General features: G+C 70.8%; 11 protein-coding genes and 2 pseudogenes. 5 read left to right on the top strand and 8 right to left on the bottom strand.

Annotation, left to right across the window (positions count from 1 at the left end; genetic code table 11):
* Positions 1 to 422 precede the first annotated feature (422 nt).
* The 4 genes and pseudogenes from OG332_RS26890 to OG332_RS26875 form a co-directional block, all read left to right on the top strand.
* Positions 423 to 1133: a helix-turn-helix domain-containing protein gene (locus OG332_RS26890; RefSeq protein ID WP_327415858.1), complete on the top strand. Its 711-nt coding sequence runs from the start codon at positions 423 to 425 to the stop codon at positions 1131 to 1133.
* Positions 1133 to 1288: pseudogene (locus tag OG332_RS26885) on the top strand (NUDIX domain-containing protein); the annotation flags it as partial. The gene OG332_RS26890 and the pseudogene OG332_RS26885, both read left to right, overlap by 1 nt.
* 317 nt (positions 1289 to 1605) lie before the next feature.
* Positions 1606 to 2448 carry an IS5 family transposase gene (locus OG332_RS26880; RefSeq protein WP_327414200.1) on the top strand — a complete coding sequence of 281 codons (843 nt, stop codon included), beginning with the start codon at positions 1606 to 1608 and terminating at the stop codon, positions 2446 to 2448.
* A gap of 28 nt (positions 2449 to 2476) precedes the next feature.
* Positions 2477 to 2794, top strand: a pseudogene (locus OG332_RS26875) (NUDIX domain-containing protein); the annotation flags it as partial.
* 8 nt (positions 2795 to 2802) lie between these two features.
* Here the strand turns inward: OG332_RS26875 and OG332_RS26870 are convergent.
* From OG332_RS26870 to guaA, 4 genes are all read right to left on the bottom strand, one after another.
* Complete coding sequence (locus OG332_RS26870) at positions 2803 to 3315, bottom strand: DoxX family protein (protein WP_327415856.1); 513 nt, start codon at positions 3313 to 3315, stop codon at positions 2803 to 2805.
* 18 nt (positions 3316 to 3333) lie between these two features.
* On the bottom strand, positions 3334 to 4575 hold the full coding sequence (locus OG332_RS26865; RefSeq protein WP_442816209.1) for a hypothetical protein: 1242 nt from the start codon (positions 4573 to 4575) through the stop codon (positions 3334 to 3336).
* A 117-nt stretch (positions 4576 to 4692) separates the two neighbouring features.
* On the bottom strand, positions 4693 to 5466 hold the full coding sequence (locus OG332_RS26860) for a class II aldolase/adducin family protein (protein ID WP_327415854.1): 774 nt from the start codon (positions 5464 to 5466) through the stop codon (positions 4693 to 4695).
* Positions 5467 to 5603: 137 nt separating this feature from the next.
* On the bottom strand, positions 5604 to 7196 hold the full coding sequence (gene guaA, locus OG332_RS26855; protein WP_327415853.1) for a glutamine-hydrolyzing GMP synthase: 1593 nt from the start codon (positions 7194 to 7196) through the stop codon (positions 5604 to 5606).
* 298 nt (positions 7197 to 7494) lie between these two features.
* On the opposite strand from guaA, the gene OG332_RS26850 reads away from it, so the two are divergent.
* A complete protein-coding gene (locus tag OG332_RS26850; RefSeq protein WP_327415852.1) occupies positions 7495 to 7758 on the top strand; it encodes a chorismate mutase in 264 nt (87 codons plus the stop codon).
* A 338-nt stretch (positions 7759 to 8096) separates the two neighbouring features.
* On the opposite strand, the gene OG332_RS26845 is transcribed toward OG332_RS26850, so the two are convergent.
* The 4 genes from OG332_RS26845 to OG332_RS26830 all read right to left on the bottom strand — a co-directional run bounded on the left by OG332_RS26845 (position 8097) and on the right by OG332_RS26830 (position 15117).
* Positions 8097 to 9734 (bottom strand): LPXTG cell wall anchor domain-containing protein, encoded by a 1638-nt coding sequence (locus OG332_RS26845; protein WP_327415851.1) that lies wholly within the window; start codon positions 9732 to 9734, stop codon positions 8097 to 8099.
* A 166-nt stretch (positions 9735 to 9900) separates the two neighbouring features.
* Positions 9901 to 11733: a GMC family oxidoreductase gene (locus OG332_RS26840; protein ID WP_327415850.1), complete on the bottom strand. Its 1833-nt coding sequence runs from the start codon at positions 11731 to 11733 to the stop codon at positions 9901 to 9903.
* Between the two features lie 9 nt (positions 11734 to 11742).
* Positions 11743 to 13371, bottom strand: coding sequence for a succinic semialdehyde dehydrogenase (locus OG332_RS26835; protein ID WP_327415849.1), 1629 nt, complete (start codon positions 13369 to 13371; stop codon positions 11743 to 11745).
* Between the two features lie 93 nt (positions 13372 to 13464).
* Positions 13465 to 15117 (bottom strand): serine/threonine-protein kinase, encoded by a 1653-nt coding sequence (locus OG332_RS26830; protein ID WP_327415848.1) that lies wholly within the window; start codon positions 15115 to 15117, stop codon positions 13465 to 13467.
* Between the last annotated feature and the right edge of the window lie 32 nt (positions 15118 to 15149).

The following is a 15149-nucleotide window of genomic DNA, read 5'->3' as shown; positions in this document are numbered from 1 at the left end:
TCCTCATAGTCAGGGATGACGTCACGCAGGATGCCGATCCGTCCAGCCGCATCCTTCACCCTGGAGCCGATATCTCGCGCCGTGATCACGCCGAGCACTTCTCGTAGTGGTGATAGACCACAATGGGGGCGCCTGGCTGACGCTCGAAGCGGCCACGACGTACCCGCTCAAGGGGCTTGATCTGCTTCAAGCAAGCTGGGCACGTCTCACCCCTTGGCGCATAGGTCACGTACTCCCACTGGCTTGCGTCTGTATCTGCTGCTGCCTGGATCACCACGTCCGGTCCTCTGCTCTCCCTCGCTGAGAGGCTTCATGGTCCGGCCGGCAGCCAGGACGGGGGAACCTCGCACATTCCCCACTTTGGGACGTCCCGATGGGGGTAGAACGTCCCTATGGCTGGCAATGAGTGTCTGTAAGCAACGATGGCTTCCAGGGGTTGGACACACTCGACTCTCGCCGAAGCCTCTGGAGTTGACCCCAAGAGTGTTGAGCGATGGGTGAACCTCGGGAGAGTGCCCAGGAGGGCAACCGCGATGAAGGCTGCCGAGGCCCTGGGAGAGGACATACACGCACTGTGGCCCGCATTGAGGCAGGCTCGGTCGGCAAAGGCTGTGAGTCCCGAACTGGTGGCCCTCTACGAGCAGCGGGCAGACCTCCCGGTATCGGTGTTCGTCGACCTTCTGTCGTCAGCTCAAGAGCGGGTCGATGTCCTGGTCTATGCGGCCGTCTTCCTGCATGAGGCGTATCCCCGGCTCAATGACCTACTCAGGGAGAGGGCAGAGGCCGGATGCCAAGTGCGCATCTGCCTGGGTGACGCCGACTCACAAAAGGTTCAGCTCCGGGGCCAGGAGGAGAGGTTCGGGCACGGCATTGAGTCACGGTGCCGGCTGGCGCTGCTTCACTACCGGTCGCTTGTCGACGTCGCTGGCGTGGAGATCAGGACCCACGGAACGACGCTCTACAACTCGATCTACAGGGCCGACGACCAAGCCCTGGTCAATGCCCACGTGTGGGGCGTTAACGCGTACGGTGCGCCGGTGTGGCACCTGCGACGCGTTGAGGGCGGATCCATGTTCGACACCTACGCCGAGAGCTTTGACGCCGTCTGGTCGACGGCCCGGGAGGTCCGCTAGTGGCACGCATCGAGTACTTCGATGACCCGGACGCCCCGGAGCCGAACAGCATGGTTGTAGCGGCGTCTGCTGTGGTGACCGACGACAAGGGCCGCATCCTGGTTCAGAGGCGCTCAGACAGCGGTCTATGGGCTTTGCCGGGCGGAGGCATGGAGATGACTGTCTGTAAGCACTTGAGCCGGCCCCGGGGTACGGACTTCTTTTGGCCCCACCCTCGAACCGATGGTCGACGGCTCACCCGAGCCCCTGACGGCCTCTTCTCGCAGGCCATGTCTGTGCATCAGCCCATCACCGGCCCGGCGGTCGAACGTCCGTCGGAGCCAAAAGAACTCCGTGCACTGGAGCCCAAACAAGTGCTTAGACCGACCGGCAGTAGGGCCGTGGGTGTCGGTGATCGGCGGCCCGAGCGCAAGGCAGGCACGAGCCTGAGTGATCATGGAGTTCTCTACGCTCAGTGATCACCGGAGGGCTCGTGCCTGTCCTGCCATCATGCCTGCTCGAACCCCTGTGGGACCAGTTCGCGGCGCTGCTGCCCGCGCACGTGGACGGCCATCCGCTTGGCTGCCACAATCCGCGCCTCCCCGACCGGATCGTCTTCGAGCACGTGATCGCTGCCCTCGTGCACGGCTCCGGCTACGAACGCATCGCCAGTCCCGGCTGCTCCGACCGCACTATCCGACGCCGCGTCAGACACTGGGCCGACCTGGGGATATGTCAGCAACTGCACGCCTTGGCCCTGGAGGCGTACGACCGCATGATCGGCCTGGAACTCGACGAACTGTCGGTCGACGGCTGCATCACCAAGGCGCCCTGCGGCGGCGAGAAGGCCGGCCGCTCCCCGGTCGACCGCGGCAAGCAGGGCCTGAAACGCTCGGTAGCAGCCGAGGCCCGCGGTGTTCCGCTCGGCCTGGTCTCCGCCGGAGCCAACCGGCACGACTCGCCCCTGCTCATCCCCACCCTCGACGCCGTGAAAACCCAGGTCGGACCACTCCCCGAGCAGGTCAACGTCAACCTGGACCGCGGCTACGACAGCGCGAAGACCCGGACCGCGCTGGAGGAGTTCGGCTTCACCGTCGAGATCGCCCGCAAGGGTGTGCCCGCCCCAATCCAAGCCGGGAAACGCTGGGTGGTGGAGCGCGCACACTCGTGGATGAACGGCTTCGGCAAACTGCGGCGCTGCACCGAGAAGAACGGCAACGTCGTGGACTTCTACCTGCACCTCACCGCCACGATCGTCACGCTCCGCATGCTCATCCGCCGCGCGACGCTCCAATACCGCTGGGACACCCGCCCCACCACCCGACGACTCAAGTGACGCCTACTGCCGGTCGGTCTTACAAACAGAGATGACCGACAGTCTGCCCGGAACGGCCGTCCGAGAGGTCAAGGAAGAGACTGGCCTGGACGTGGAGATCACTGGGCTTGTCGGGACGTACACCGACCCCCGGCACGTCATCGCGTACACCGACGGAGAGGTACGCCGACAGTTCAACGTGTGCTTTCGGGCCCGCTTGGTGGGCGGGACCCTGGCCGTCTCAGATGAGTCCCTGGAACTCCGCTGGGTGGAGCCTGGAGCCCTCGGCTCGCTGGACATGCACCACACACAACGGTTGAGGCTGACTCACTTCCTGGAGGACCGGGAGACCCCCTACCTCGGGTAGTGCCGTCCTCAGGTGGTCGCACTCCGCCTGCGCCTGATCAGGGCATCCAGTGACCAGTAGGGTGCTCCGGCCAGCACGAGGGGCACCCAGCAAACCATGTACGGGAGGTCGTTGCCGTAGTAGTACGGGGTCACCGCCCACGACACCGTGAGCCACAGGCTGAGCGCGATCAGCGCTCCGCCGACGGCCGCGACACGGGTCAGCAGACCGGCCAGGGTCCCGAGGCCCACCAGGATCTCCCCGATGGCCAGGGCGACGGCGAAGCCGACGGGGGCGTTCAGCGACAGGTCCACCAGGGCGGGGATCGCGGAGGTGTCGCGCACCCCGCGCATCAGGTCGCCGATGGAGCCGTCACCGCTGGCGGAGAGGAACGCGGAGTCGGTCAGTTTGTCCAGCCCGGCGTAGACGAAGGTCACGCCCAGGAAGATCCGCAGGGGCAGCAGCGCGTACCGGGATGCCAGCTCGCGCAGTCCCGCCGCGTCACGAGGGGCTTCGGCTTCAAGAACATCGGTTCGGGTCACGGGACATGTGTACCCCGATCACTCGGCAACGTCGATGGTGCAGCGGTTGGATTCCACTCCTGCGGCCGTGACCACCTGGATCTCGATGCGCCCCGGTTCCACTTCCGCCGGGACCGGCACCGTCAGCACGGCGTCGGAGGGGTTGGTGAACCCGCCCGGCACCGGGACCAGCGGTACGTGCACGTGCACCGCCCCGATCCGCACCACCAGCCGGGCCAGCATCTCCGGGGTCTGCGCCCCGGGCGGCACGAAGCCCACGCCGCGGATCTCGATGTCGTCCCCGGGGCGGACGGCCGCGTCCAGATCCCCGGGCTCCCGTCTGCGCACCACCGACAGCACGAGCGGGCGGGTGCCCTCCGCGTACTTCGCCGCCAGGTACACCGCGGCCGACAGCGCCACCAGCAGGGCCAGCGCCCAGGGCAGCTGCGGCAGCCGGTCGGGGAAGCGGGCCAGCGACGCCGCCGCGTAGGCCAGCACCACCGTCGAGACGAGCACGTACTGCGCGTCCGGGAAGCTCCCGCGGCCCGCGTCGTCCGTCAGCAGGTCCACTCCGCGCGGCCGGTCGGCCGGCAGCTTCTGGAGCCGCTGGCCCATGATCCGTACGGACACCACGCGGCGTACGAGCACCGCCACCGCCGACGTCAGCGAGACCACCGCCAGCAGCGGCAGCGCCCGGTCCAGCGCGAGGCCCGCGTACAGCGCCTGCCGCTCGGGCCCCGGCGCCGAGGCGGCCAGCCGCAGCGCGGGCAGCAGCGTGGCGAACGCCGTCAGCACCACCCAGGCGCTGGGCACCGCCTTCGAGGTGGACAGCCGGTTGTCCTCGCCGACCAGTGGGGCCAGCAGCCCGCCGCGCACCGACTGGGCGCGGGCGGCGACCGTGAGCAGCCCGGCGAGCGCCACGGCCGCCAGCAGCCCGGCGGTGCGCGCCGCGGACCAGCCGGTGCCGAGCGCGGCGGCGACCTGGACCAGCAGCAGCACCCCGGCGGCGATCCACACGGCGAGGACGGCCCGCCGCGAGAACAGGTACAGCCAGGAGTTCCCGGCCTCCCGGCCCCGGTCGGCGACGGTACGGGCCGACAGGGTCAGTTCGTCGGAGACCCACTGGCGGGAGGCGCCGAGCGAGTGGGCCACGGCGGCCGGCACGCCCAGCCCGGAGGCGAACTCGTCGCGCTTCTCCAAGAAGGCGGCGACGGCGCGGCGGTGGCCCTCACGTGCGCACTCCTCGCAGGTGCAGGCCGTGGTGTGGATACCTCTGGACATCTCTTGGACAGCCACGAACGTGCCGCCTCTCTGAACTACGGTGCAATGCCAGCGAATTGTGCACCACTGCGGCAGTGCTCCGGATTGCGCACGATGTCAGAGCAGGTGATTAACGGTTCATGATGTTGACGCCACCGGCGTGTCCCCGTCGTGGAGCAGCGGCTGACAGCTCACCCAGGCGGCCAGGTCGGACCCGAACCGCTCGCGGGTGGCGACCGCGGCGCGGTGGTCGATGGGCACCGGCTTCCCGGCCGCCCGGGCGATCAGCTGCACCTGCGCCGCCCGCTCCGCCGCGACGAACCACCAGAGCGCGGCGTCCACCGAGTCCCCGACCGTCAGCAGCCCCCGGTTGCGCAGGACCAGCGCCTTGTACGGGCCCAGCGCGAGCGCGATCCGGCCGGCCTCCTCGGCCCCGGCGTACTCGTCCAGGAGCGCGTGGTCCTCGTAGAAGGCGCAGGCCTCCTCGGTGATCGGCGCCAGCAGCTCGCCGAGGGCCGCGAGGGCACGGCCGTACGGGGCCTGCGCGCGCACCACGGACACCACCTCGGGGCGCTCCCGGTGGACCGCCGCGTGCACGGCGAAGGCCAGCTCGTTGACCCGGCGCTCCCCACGGAGCACCCGCCCGTCCCCGTCGACCAGCAGCAGGTCGCCGGCGGTGAGCGCGGCGAAGGGCTGCCCGAAGGGGTTCACCCAGTAGCAGTCCTCGAACTCGGGATCCCGAGCGGTGACCTGCCCGGCCACCCCGTCCTCGTACCCCAGCCGGCCCAGCAGCCGCAGCGCCCCGGCGAGCCGCTCCTTGCGGTGGGCGCGCGCCGCCTCGGCGGTGTCGTGCACGGGCGGCATCTCGAAACCGAGCCGCTCCACGGGCACGGGTACGGGCCGGTCCGGCATGGGGCCCTCCTTACGGTCGCCTACGGTCGCCTTCGGGTCGCGGCGCAAAGTACCGGCGCCCCCGCGAAGTGGCCATACATACGACGAAGCCGCCGCTCCGGAGGGAGCGGCGGCTTCGTTTCAGGCGGTGGTGGGGACTACTCCCACTCGATGGTGCCCGGGGGCTTGCTCGTGCAGTCCAGGACCACCCGGTTCACCTCCGGCACCTCGTTGGTGATGCGGGTGGAGATCCGCGCCAGCACCTCGTACGGCATGCGCGTCCAGTCCGCGGTCATCGCGTCCTCGGACGAGACGGGGCGCAGCACGATCGGGTGACCGTAGGTGCGGCCGTCGCCCTGGACGCCGACGCTGCGGACGTCCGCGAGCAGGACGACCGGGCACTGCCAGATCTCGCGGTCCAGGCCGGCCGCGGTCAGCTCGTGGCGGGCGATGGCGTCGGCCTCGCGCAGCAGGTCCAGGCGCTCCTTGGTGACCTCGCCGACGATGCGGATGCCGAGGCCGGGGCCCGGGAAGGGCTGGCGCTGGACGATCTCGTCCGGCAGGCCGAGCTCCTGGCCGACCATCCGGACCTCGTCCTTGAACAGCTGGCGCAGCGGCTCGACGAGCTCGAACTCGATGTCGTCGGGGAGCCCGCCCACGTTGTGGTGGGACTTGATGTTCGCGGTGCCGGTGCCGCCGCCGGACTCGACGACGTCCGGGTACAGGGTGCCCTGCACCAGGAAGGCCACCGCCGGGCCGCCCTCGGCCTCGGCGATGATCTCGGCCTGGGCCTGCTCGAAGACGCGGATGAACTCGCGGCCGATGATCTTGCGCTTGGTCTCCGGGTCGGAGACGCCGGCGAGCGCGTTCAGGAAGCGTTCCTGCGCGTCGACGACCTTCAGCTGGACACCGGTGGCGGCGACGAAGTCCTTCTCGACCTGCTCGGTCTCGCCCTTGCGCATCAGGCCGTGGTCGACGTAGACGCAGGTCAGCTGCGAGCCGATGGCCTTCTGCACGAGGGCCGCGGCGACCGCCGAGTCCACGCCGCCGGAGAGGCCGCAGATGGCGCGCTTGTCGCCGACCTGCTCGCGGATCGCCGCGACCTGCTCCTCGACGATGTTGCCGGTGGTCCAGGTGGGGGCGAGGCCCGCGCCGCGGTAGAGGAAGTGCTCCAGGATCTGCTGGCCGTGCGTGGAGTGCATCACCTCGGGGTGGTACTGCACGCCGTACAGCTTCTTCTCGTCGTTCTCGAAGGCCGCGACCGGGACGACGTTCGTCGACGCGGTGACGGTGAAGCCCTCGGGGGCGGCGGAGCAGGCGTCTCCGTGCGACATCCACACCGACTGGTTCTCGGGGGTGCCCTCGAAGAGGGTGGAGCCGGCCTTGGAGACGGCCAGCGGGGTGCGGCCGTATTCGCGGGCACCGGTGTTGTCGACCCGGCCGCCGAGGGTGACCGCCATCAGCTGGAAGCCGTAGCACATGCCGAAGACGGGGACGCCGGCCTCGAAGATCGCGCGGTCGAGCTGCGGGGCGCCCTCCTCGTACACGGAGGACGGACCGCCGGAGAGGATGATCGCCTTGGGGTTCTTGGCCAGCATCTCGTCGACGGGCATCGAGCTCGGCACGATCTCGCTGTAGACCCGTGCCTCGCGGACGCGGCGGGCGATGAGCTGGGCGTACTGGGCGCCGAAGTCGACGACGAGAACCGTGTCCGGGGCGCTGTCGTGGGCGGCGGAGGGTGCTTCTGGCACGGGGCGGCCTTCCGGCGGAAGAGGTGGCTGTTTTGTCGATTCTAACGGGGGACGTAGGCCCCTCTTCGTCTCACCATCTGAATCGGCTTGGCCGGGAGGGCGACGGAAGGTAATAATCCGTTCCATGCGCAAGCAGCTGAGCTTCCTCTTTACCTATGGCACCGGCCGGTCCGGTCGCCATGGGTCCTCGTGATGCTCGCTTGAGCCGCTGACTTCCCAGAGCGCCCCGGTCCGACAGGACCGGGGCGCTCTGGCGTTTCTCCGGACCTGCGGGCCCCACCCGACAGGAGAGATGACCATGACCACGATCACCACCACCCCCGAGCAGCTGATCGCCGACTCCCGGATGCGCATCGACGCCATCGACGACCGGATCATCGGCCTGATCCAGGAGCGGATGGCCGTCTCCACGGTCATCCAGGAGGCCCGGATCTCGTCGGGCGGGCGCCGCGTGCACCTGTCCCGCGAGATGGAGGTGCTCTCCCATTGGAGCGATGCTCTCGGGAAGCCCGGCACCGCCCTCGCCATGACGGTGCTGGAGCTGTGCCGGGGCCGCGTGTGACGGCTGTTCGTCACTCGTACGGACCGTGACCGCCCCCGCGGCCCTTCGTTGGTGAGGATGTCCGCGGCAGCCAGCCGCGGGACCGCATCACCACGCGTGGCTCCGCTGGAGCGATGAGACGTGCGCCCCGTGGAGCGCGCGTCGTGGGACCTCGCTCCTTCGCGTGACCGGACGGCAGGGGACAGCAGCCCGGTCACCCCTTGGAGGACGGCCGGCCCTGGGACGCCCCGGGCCGGCCGTTCTGCGTCGTCACGCGTCCGCTTCCGCGACCGGGGTCACCCGCGGACGCGATCGCGCGCGGACGGGGTCACCCGCGGACGAGGTCACCCGCGCACGGGTTACGCGTGCCCGGCCGCCTTGCGGCGGAACGCCAGGACCAGGGCGCCGCCGGCGGCCACCAGCGCCGCGCCGCCGAAGGCGATCGCCTCGGCCGAGGTGCCGGTGGAGGCCAGGCCGCCGTTCGCCGTCGCGCCGGTGCCGCCGACCGGGGTCGGCGAGGCGGTCGCCGTCGGGGTGGCCGAGGCGCTCGGGGTGGCCGAGGCCGTGGGCGTCGGGCTCGGCGTGGTGCCGCCGCCCTTCGCGTTGATCACGAGAGCCGCCTTGTTGTTGGCGTGGTTCGGGTCCCACCGCTGGGGCTGGGTGCCACCGGGCGTCCACTGGCCGACCGAGACGGAGCCCTTGGCGTCCTCGACGACCGTCTCGATCTTCAGCTCGAACGGGTAGGCGAAGTTCTCCCTCTCCCCCACGACGTGTCCGGTGGAGCAGAAGTAGCGCGGCGCGCCGAGGGCCTGCTCGCGCTGGGTGCCGTCGGCGTTGACCGCCTGGCAGCGGGCCGGCACCTTGGTGACCTTCGCGCCCGCCGGGATCACGATGTCCGTGCGGGCGACGTCCTCAGCGGAACGCAGGTGGGCCACCCACGCCGGGCCGTTGTTGCGGAAGCCGAAGTCGGCCCGCACCGTCTCGCCGGCCCTGCCCTTGAGGGACACGGGCGCGGCCACGAGGTCGGCGGTGTTCTTCGTCGCGAAGTCGAACTCCTGGAAGTTGTTCCAGGGGTCGAGGTCCACCGCCTGCGCGGAGGCCTTGGGCGCCCGCGCCTTCGCGGTCAGCTGCTTGCCGGCGGGGGGCTTGCGGAGCTTCTCGGCCTTCGGCTGCTCGCCGTTCGCGTACACCGCGTAGGTGAGCACGTCGGCGAAGGCGTGCGGGGCGGCCTTGAGGGTCAGCGGGCCGTCCACCCCGTAGATCTTGCCCGCCTCGTACTCGCCTTCGAGCAGGCACTGCACCGTGGTCCAGCCCGTGTTCAACGGCTGGCCGGCGCCCGTGTCCTGCGAGTAGGAGCAGTTGCCGTACTGCTCCACCAGGCCGATGCCGTGCGTGGTGCGCATTTCGAGCACCACGCCCTGGACGGACTCCGTGCCCTGGTTGGCGAAGACGATCGGCAGGGTCTGCCTGTCGCCCGGCTTCTGCTCCGCCTTGAGCGCAGCGGGCTCCATCACCAGGTCGGGGCCGCCGACCCGCACCTTGGTGGTGGTGGCCTTGATGGCGGCGCCCTCGGCCTTGCCGGTCACCGTCAGGTCCGCGGTCGCGCCGGCCTTGCTGTCCTTGGCCGCGCGGAGGTTCAGGTCCACGACGGTGGAGTCGCCCGTCCAGAGCGCCCAGCGCTTGCAGGTCACGGCGGTGGCGGTGAGCGTGCAGTCCGAGCTCTGGTGCTCGGCGAGCGTGACGTCGGCGACGCCCTTGAGGGGGGTCAGGTCGATCGTGAAGGTGCTCTGTCGGTCGAACGTCTTGGCGGTGTCGTTGAAGATCCGGAACCCGACCGAGGTCTTCTGCGGTTCGCCGCCGGCGCCGGGGTGGGGGCGCAGGCCGGTCTCGGCCGGGCCGGCCAGCCGGAATTCGGGGTCCGCTGCGTGTGCGGGGGTGGTGGCCAGCGCGACGGCCGCGAGGCCACAGGCAGCCAGCAAGGAGATGCGCTTTCTCATGCAGCCGTTGACTGCCGAAGATCAGTAGCAGTTGCACACTTCACCGTGTGATCGACGCCACAGCCCGGCCCGACGGATTCCGGTACAACCTTCAAGGCTGAACATCTGTCACCTATGTACCGCGGCGGGTACCGCGCTCGGAGGGGGAGCGCGGTACCCGCCGCTGTCATGACCGGCGGGGCGGAATCTCGGGAACCGCCAGGAACGGCAAGCGCAGGGCGCCGAAAGCCTCCTTCGGGACCGCCGGACGGGCCGGCTCCACCGCCTCCAGGGGTACGTACGCCGCCCCTTGCCCGGGCCGCGGATCCTGCTCGCCCTTGTTCGGCCAGTACGACATCGCGCGCTCCGCTTGTGCCGTGATCGTCAGCGACGGATTGACTCCGAGGTTCGCGGAGACGGCCGAGCCGTCGACCACCGAGATGCCCGGGTGCCCGTAGAGCCGGTGGTACGGGTCCACCACGCCCTCCTGCGCCGATGCCCCGATCGGGCAGCCACCGAGGAAGTGCGCGGTCAGCGGGGTCCCCATCAGCTCGCCGATGTTGCTGCCCGGGAAGCCGTTGATCTCCTCGGCCAGCAGGGTCGCGGCCTGCGTGGCCTCCGCGATCTGGACCGGATTGGGGGCGCCGTGGCCCTGGCGGGCTGTGAGCAGGCCCTTCCCGATCCCGCCGGGCTTGCGGTACGTGGTCAGGGAGTTGTCCAGCGACTGCATGACCAGGCCGATGATGGTCCGCTCCGACCAGCGCCGGTTCGACAGCGAGCGGGCCAGCTGGAGCGGGTTCTTCGCGGTCCTGGCCAGCCAGGCGCGGACCCGGTGCCTGCTGTGGGGGACCTGGAGGACGGTCATGAACCCCATGGCGTTGGAGCCCTTGCCGTAGCGGACCGGCTCGATGTGGGTGTCGGCGTTGGGGTGCACGGAGGAGGTGATCGCCACGCCCCGGGTGAAGTCGGCGCGCTGCTCCTTGCCGGGGCCTGCGCCGTGCCGTTTGCGGTAGCGGCGGTCGTCGGTCTGCGCGCCGACCAGGCCCTCGGAGTTGGTCCGGGTCAGTTCCCCGAGCCGGTCGGACAGGCGCGGGAGCTCCCCGCGGTCCTTCATCGTGTGCAGCAGGGTCTGCGTGCCGTACGTTCCCGCCGCGACGACCACGTGGCGGGCGCGCAGCACCTTGGCCCTGCCCCGGCGGCGGCCGTCGGTGGGGACCGTGCGGACGCGGTAGCCGCCCTCGGGGTGGTCGGCCAGGGCGGTGACGGTCGTCATGGGGTGGATGACGGCGCCGGCGCGCTCGGCGAGGTGCAGGTAGTTCTCGTTCAGGGTGTTCTTCGCGCCGTGCCGGCAGCCGGTCATGCACTCGCCGCATTCGGTGCAGGCCTTGCGGGCGGGGCCGGCGCCGCCGAAGTACGGGTCGGGGGCCTCCTCGCCGGGCCGGACCTTCGCGTGGCCCTCGGCGTCGTCGCCGTCTCCGAAGAAGACGCCGACCGGGGCCATGTGGAAGGAGTCCGCCACGCCCATCTTCTCGGCGGCCGCCTTGAGGTGGACGTCGGAGGGGGTCATGGTCGGGTTGAGGCGCACGCCGAGCATCCGCTGGGCCTGGTCGTAGTACGGGGCGAGTTCGGCGCGCCAGTCGGTGATGGACGCCCACTGCCGGTCCTCGAAGAAGGCGGTGGGCGGGACGTACAGGGTGTTGGCGTAATTGAGCGAGCCGCCGCCCACGCCGGCGCCCGCGAGCACCATGACGTTGCCGAGCAGGTGGATCCGCTGGATCCCGTAGAGCCCGAGGGCCGGGGCCCACAGGTAGTTCCGCAGGTCCCAGCTGTTCTTCGGCAGGCTCTCGCGGGTGAACCGGCGCCCTGCCTCCAGGACGCCGACCCGGTACCCCTTCTCGGTCAGGCGCAGGGCCGAGACCGAGCCGCCGAAGCCCGATCCGATGACGATGACGTCGTAGTCGTATGCGGCGTCGGACGCGTCGGCGGAGTCGGATGCGTCGGATGCGTCGTCGTGCGACACGGATACCCCTTAGCGCAGTCGGAGGGCCTTCATGATCTTGAGGCTGCGGGTCATGAACGCCGCGTACTTCTCGTCGTCCATGCCCAGCGAGGGCGCCATCGGGAGCAGCCGCTGGTGGGCGACGGTCTGGGCCTCGGTGTACTTGAGGATGCCCTCGGAGCCGTGGCGGCGGCCGAGGCCGGAGTCCTTCATGCCGCCCATGGGCGCCTGGGCGCTGCCGTAGGCGGGGGCGTAGCCCTCGTTGATGTTGACGGTGCCGGTGCGCAGGCGGGCCGCGACGGAGTGGCCGCGGCGGGCGTCCTTGGTCCAGACGCTGGAGTTCAGGCCGTAGGCGGTGGCGTTGGCCTCCGCGATGGCCTGGTCCTCGTCGGTGAAGCGGTAGACGGAGACGACCGGGCCGAAGGTCTCCTCGCCGCACACCGCCATGGGCGTCTCGACGCCGTCGAGGATGGTGGGCTCGTAGAAGAGCGGGCCGATGTCGGGGCGGGCGGTGCCGCCGGCGACGAGGGTGGCGCCCTTGGCGACGGCTTCGTCCACGTGCCGCTGTACGGTCTCCAGCTGGCGTTCGCCGACCAGGGAGCCCATGTCGGCGCCGTAGGCCAGCGAGCTGCCGAGCCGCATGGCCTTGGTGCGGGCGGCGAAGCGCTCGACGAACGCGTCGGCGATCGAGGCGTGGACGTAGAGCCGCTCGATGGAGATGCACAGCTGGCCCGCGGAGGAGAAGCAGGCGCGGACGGCGCCCGCGGCGGCCTTCTCCACGTCGGCGTCGTGCAGAACGAGCATGGCGTTCTTGCCGCCGAGTTCGAGGGAGACCCCGACGAGCCGGTCGGCCGCGCCCCGGGCGACCTCGCGGCCGGTGCGGGTGGAGCCGGTGAAGGAGACGTAGTCGGCGCGGCGGACCACCTCGGGGCCGACGACCGGCCCCTCGCCGAGGACGATCTGGAAGACCTCGGCGGGGAGCCCGGCCTCGATCAGCAGGTCGCGCGCCCACAGGGCGGTCAGGGCGGTCTCGGTGTCGGGCTTCATGACGAGCGCGTTGCCCGCCACGAAGGCGGGCAGGGCGTCGCCGACCGACAGCTCCAGGGGGTAGTTCCAGGGGGCGATCTGGCCGACGACCCCGCGCGGCTGGCGCAGCTCGGTGACCTTGGTGAGGGTGGGCATGGCGCCCGTGTGGCCCTTGGGACGCAGGTACGAGGGGGCCTTGCGGCCGTAGTGGCGGGCGGCGACGGCGACCGCCTGGACCTCCTCGTGGGCGTGCAGGCGGGCCTTGCCGGTCTCCAGCTGGATCAGGTCGAGGACCTCGGCCTGCCGGTCCAGGACCAGGTCGTGGAAGCGCAGGAGCACGGCCGCCCGCTTGGCGACGGGGACGGCCGCCCAGGCGGGCTGGGCGGCGCGGGCCCGGTCGAAGGCCTCGGCCACGTCCTCGGGGGTGGCCTCGGGGAGCTCCGCCAGCCGGTCCCCGGTGAAGGGGGTGTGGTTGGCGGTGCGCCCGGAGCCGAGCACTCCGCGGGTCAGCCGGGCGACCAGGTCGGGGGTCACCACATCGGCGGCGGTGCGGGCACCGGCCGGGGCGGGGGCGACCGGGTTGGTGGGTGCCGGTGCGGTGCGGAGGGGGGCCGGGGCCTGCGAGTCCGTCATGCCGGTGAGCGTATTGCGCCGGACAGCCTTTGGGTACCCGCCGGTAACCGGATTTTGTCATTTCCGCCAGTGATCGCTGGCAGGATGCCGGAATCAGGGCTTCCTGGCGGGCGGCTCCCAGCCGCTGAGCACGATGTCGAACTGCTGCTGGGTCGTGGCCCAGTCGGCGGCCGGGCTCGACATGTAGATGGCGTACTCCGTGCCGTCCGGGTCGATGTACATCTGCTCCTTGGCCCGGCGCGGACCGGGGTGGTTCTGCTTCTCCGTCCAGCTGAAGTCCCAGAGAGCGGCCCGGGTGCTGTCCCGGAAGGTGTTCTGGCTCAGCCACTGCTTCTTGTAGTCCGTCCGCTTCTGCACCTGCTGCTCCAGGTCGAGCAGGTGCGCGTACGGGTCCTTGTAGTCCGGGGTGGAGTCGGCGGCGATCCGGATGAAGTGCTTTCCGTTGTCCGGGGTGTAGTCGATCTGGTCGCCGTTCGCCTGGCGCGTCCAGCCGTCCGGGACGAACAGGGTGAAGCCGCCGATGGGGTCGGTGACCTTGGTCCAGCCGGCCGGCGGGACGGCCCCCTCGGGGTTCGCGTCGGGGGCGCTGACGTTCTTGTCCGCGCCGTCGCTCCCCCAGTCACCGGTGTACTTGAGCGCCCCGAACACACCGCCGCCGCCGAGCAGCGCCGCCACCAGGGCGATGCCCGCGGCCCGCTTGAGCCAGCCGTTCGCCGGGGCCGCGGGGGCGGGTACCGGCGCGGTCTGGGCGGGTTCCGGCAGCGGGGCCGTCTGCGAGGTCGTCTGTGCGACCGCCTGAGCGGCCGTCTGTGCGCGCTCCGCCGGCGCAGCCGGCTCGGCGGAAGGTTCCTGCGCCGGGGCCAGTTCGTCCTGGGTCACCGAGCGCGTCGGCACGTACGCCTGCGCCGCCTTCGGCTCCCGGCCCTCCATCGCCTCCAGCAGCATCCGCTCGGCCTCCACGGCCGAGGGACGCTCCACCGGATCCTTGCGCAGCAGGGCCGTGATGACCGGCCCCAGGGCCCCGGCCTGGCGCAGCGCCGGCGGCTCGTCGTTCACCACGGCCTGCAGGCTGGAGATGGGCGACGTACGGCGGAACGGCGAGCGGGCCTCCACCGCCGTGTAGAGGGTGGCGCCCAGCGACCACAGGTCCGAGGACGGGTCGGGGATCCCGCCGGTGACCCGCTCGGGAGCCAGGTAGTCGATGGAGCCGACGATCTCGCCGGTCCGCGTGATCGAGGAGTCGCCCTCGATCGCGGCGATCCCGAAGTCCGTGAGCAGCACGCGGCCGTCCTTGGCCAGCAGCACGTTGCCCGGCTTCACGTCCCGGTGCAGTACGCCGACCGCGTGCGCGGCGCGCAGCGCGCCCAGCACGTGCAGCCCGATCCGGGCCGCCTCGCGGGGCTCGATCCGCCCGGCCGCCTTGGCCGCGTCCGCGAGGGACGGGCCGTCGATGTACTCCATGACGATCCACGGCCGGTCGTCGTGCTCCAGCACGTCGTGCACGGTCACCACCGCCGGATGCTGGATCCGCGCCGCGGCCCGCGCCTCCTTCTGCGTCCGGGCGTGCATGACGTCCCGGTCGGCCTGGGAGACGTACAGACCCGCCGTCAGTTCCTTGACCGCGACGGTCCTGTGGAGCAGCTCGTCATGCGCGCGCCACACCTTGCCCATGCCGCCGCGGCCGATCGGCTCGACGAGCCTGTACCGGCCCGCCAGCACGGCGCCCCCACCTGTCTGCTGTTCCACGAAATCCCGCCGCTCTCTGCACTTCAGGCCAG

This window comes from Streptomyces sp. NBC_01233 (assembly GCF_035989305.1).
Classification (GTDB): Bacteria; Actinomycetota; Actinomycetes; order Streptomycetales; family Streptomycetaceae; genus Streptomyces.
The sequence above is the reverse complement of the archived record's forward strand: the minus strand, read 5'-3'. Positions and strand labels throughout refer to the sequence as shown.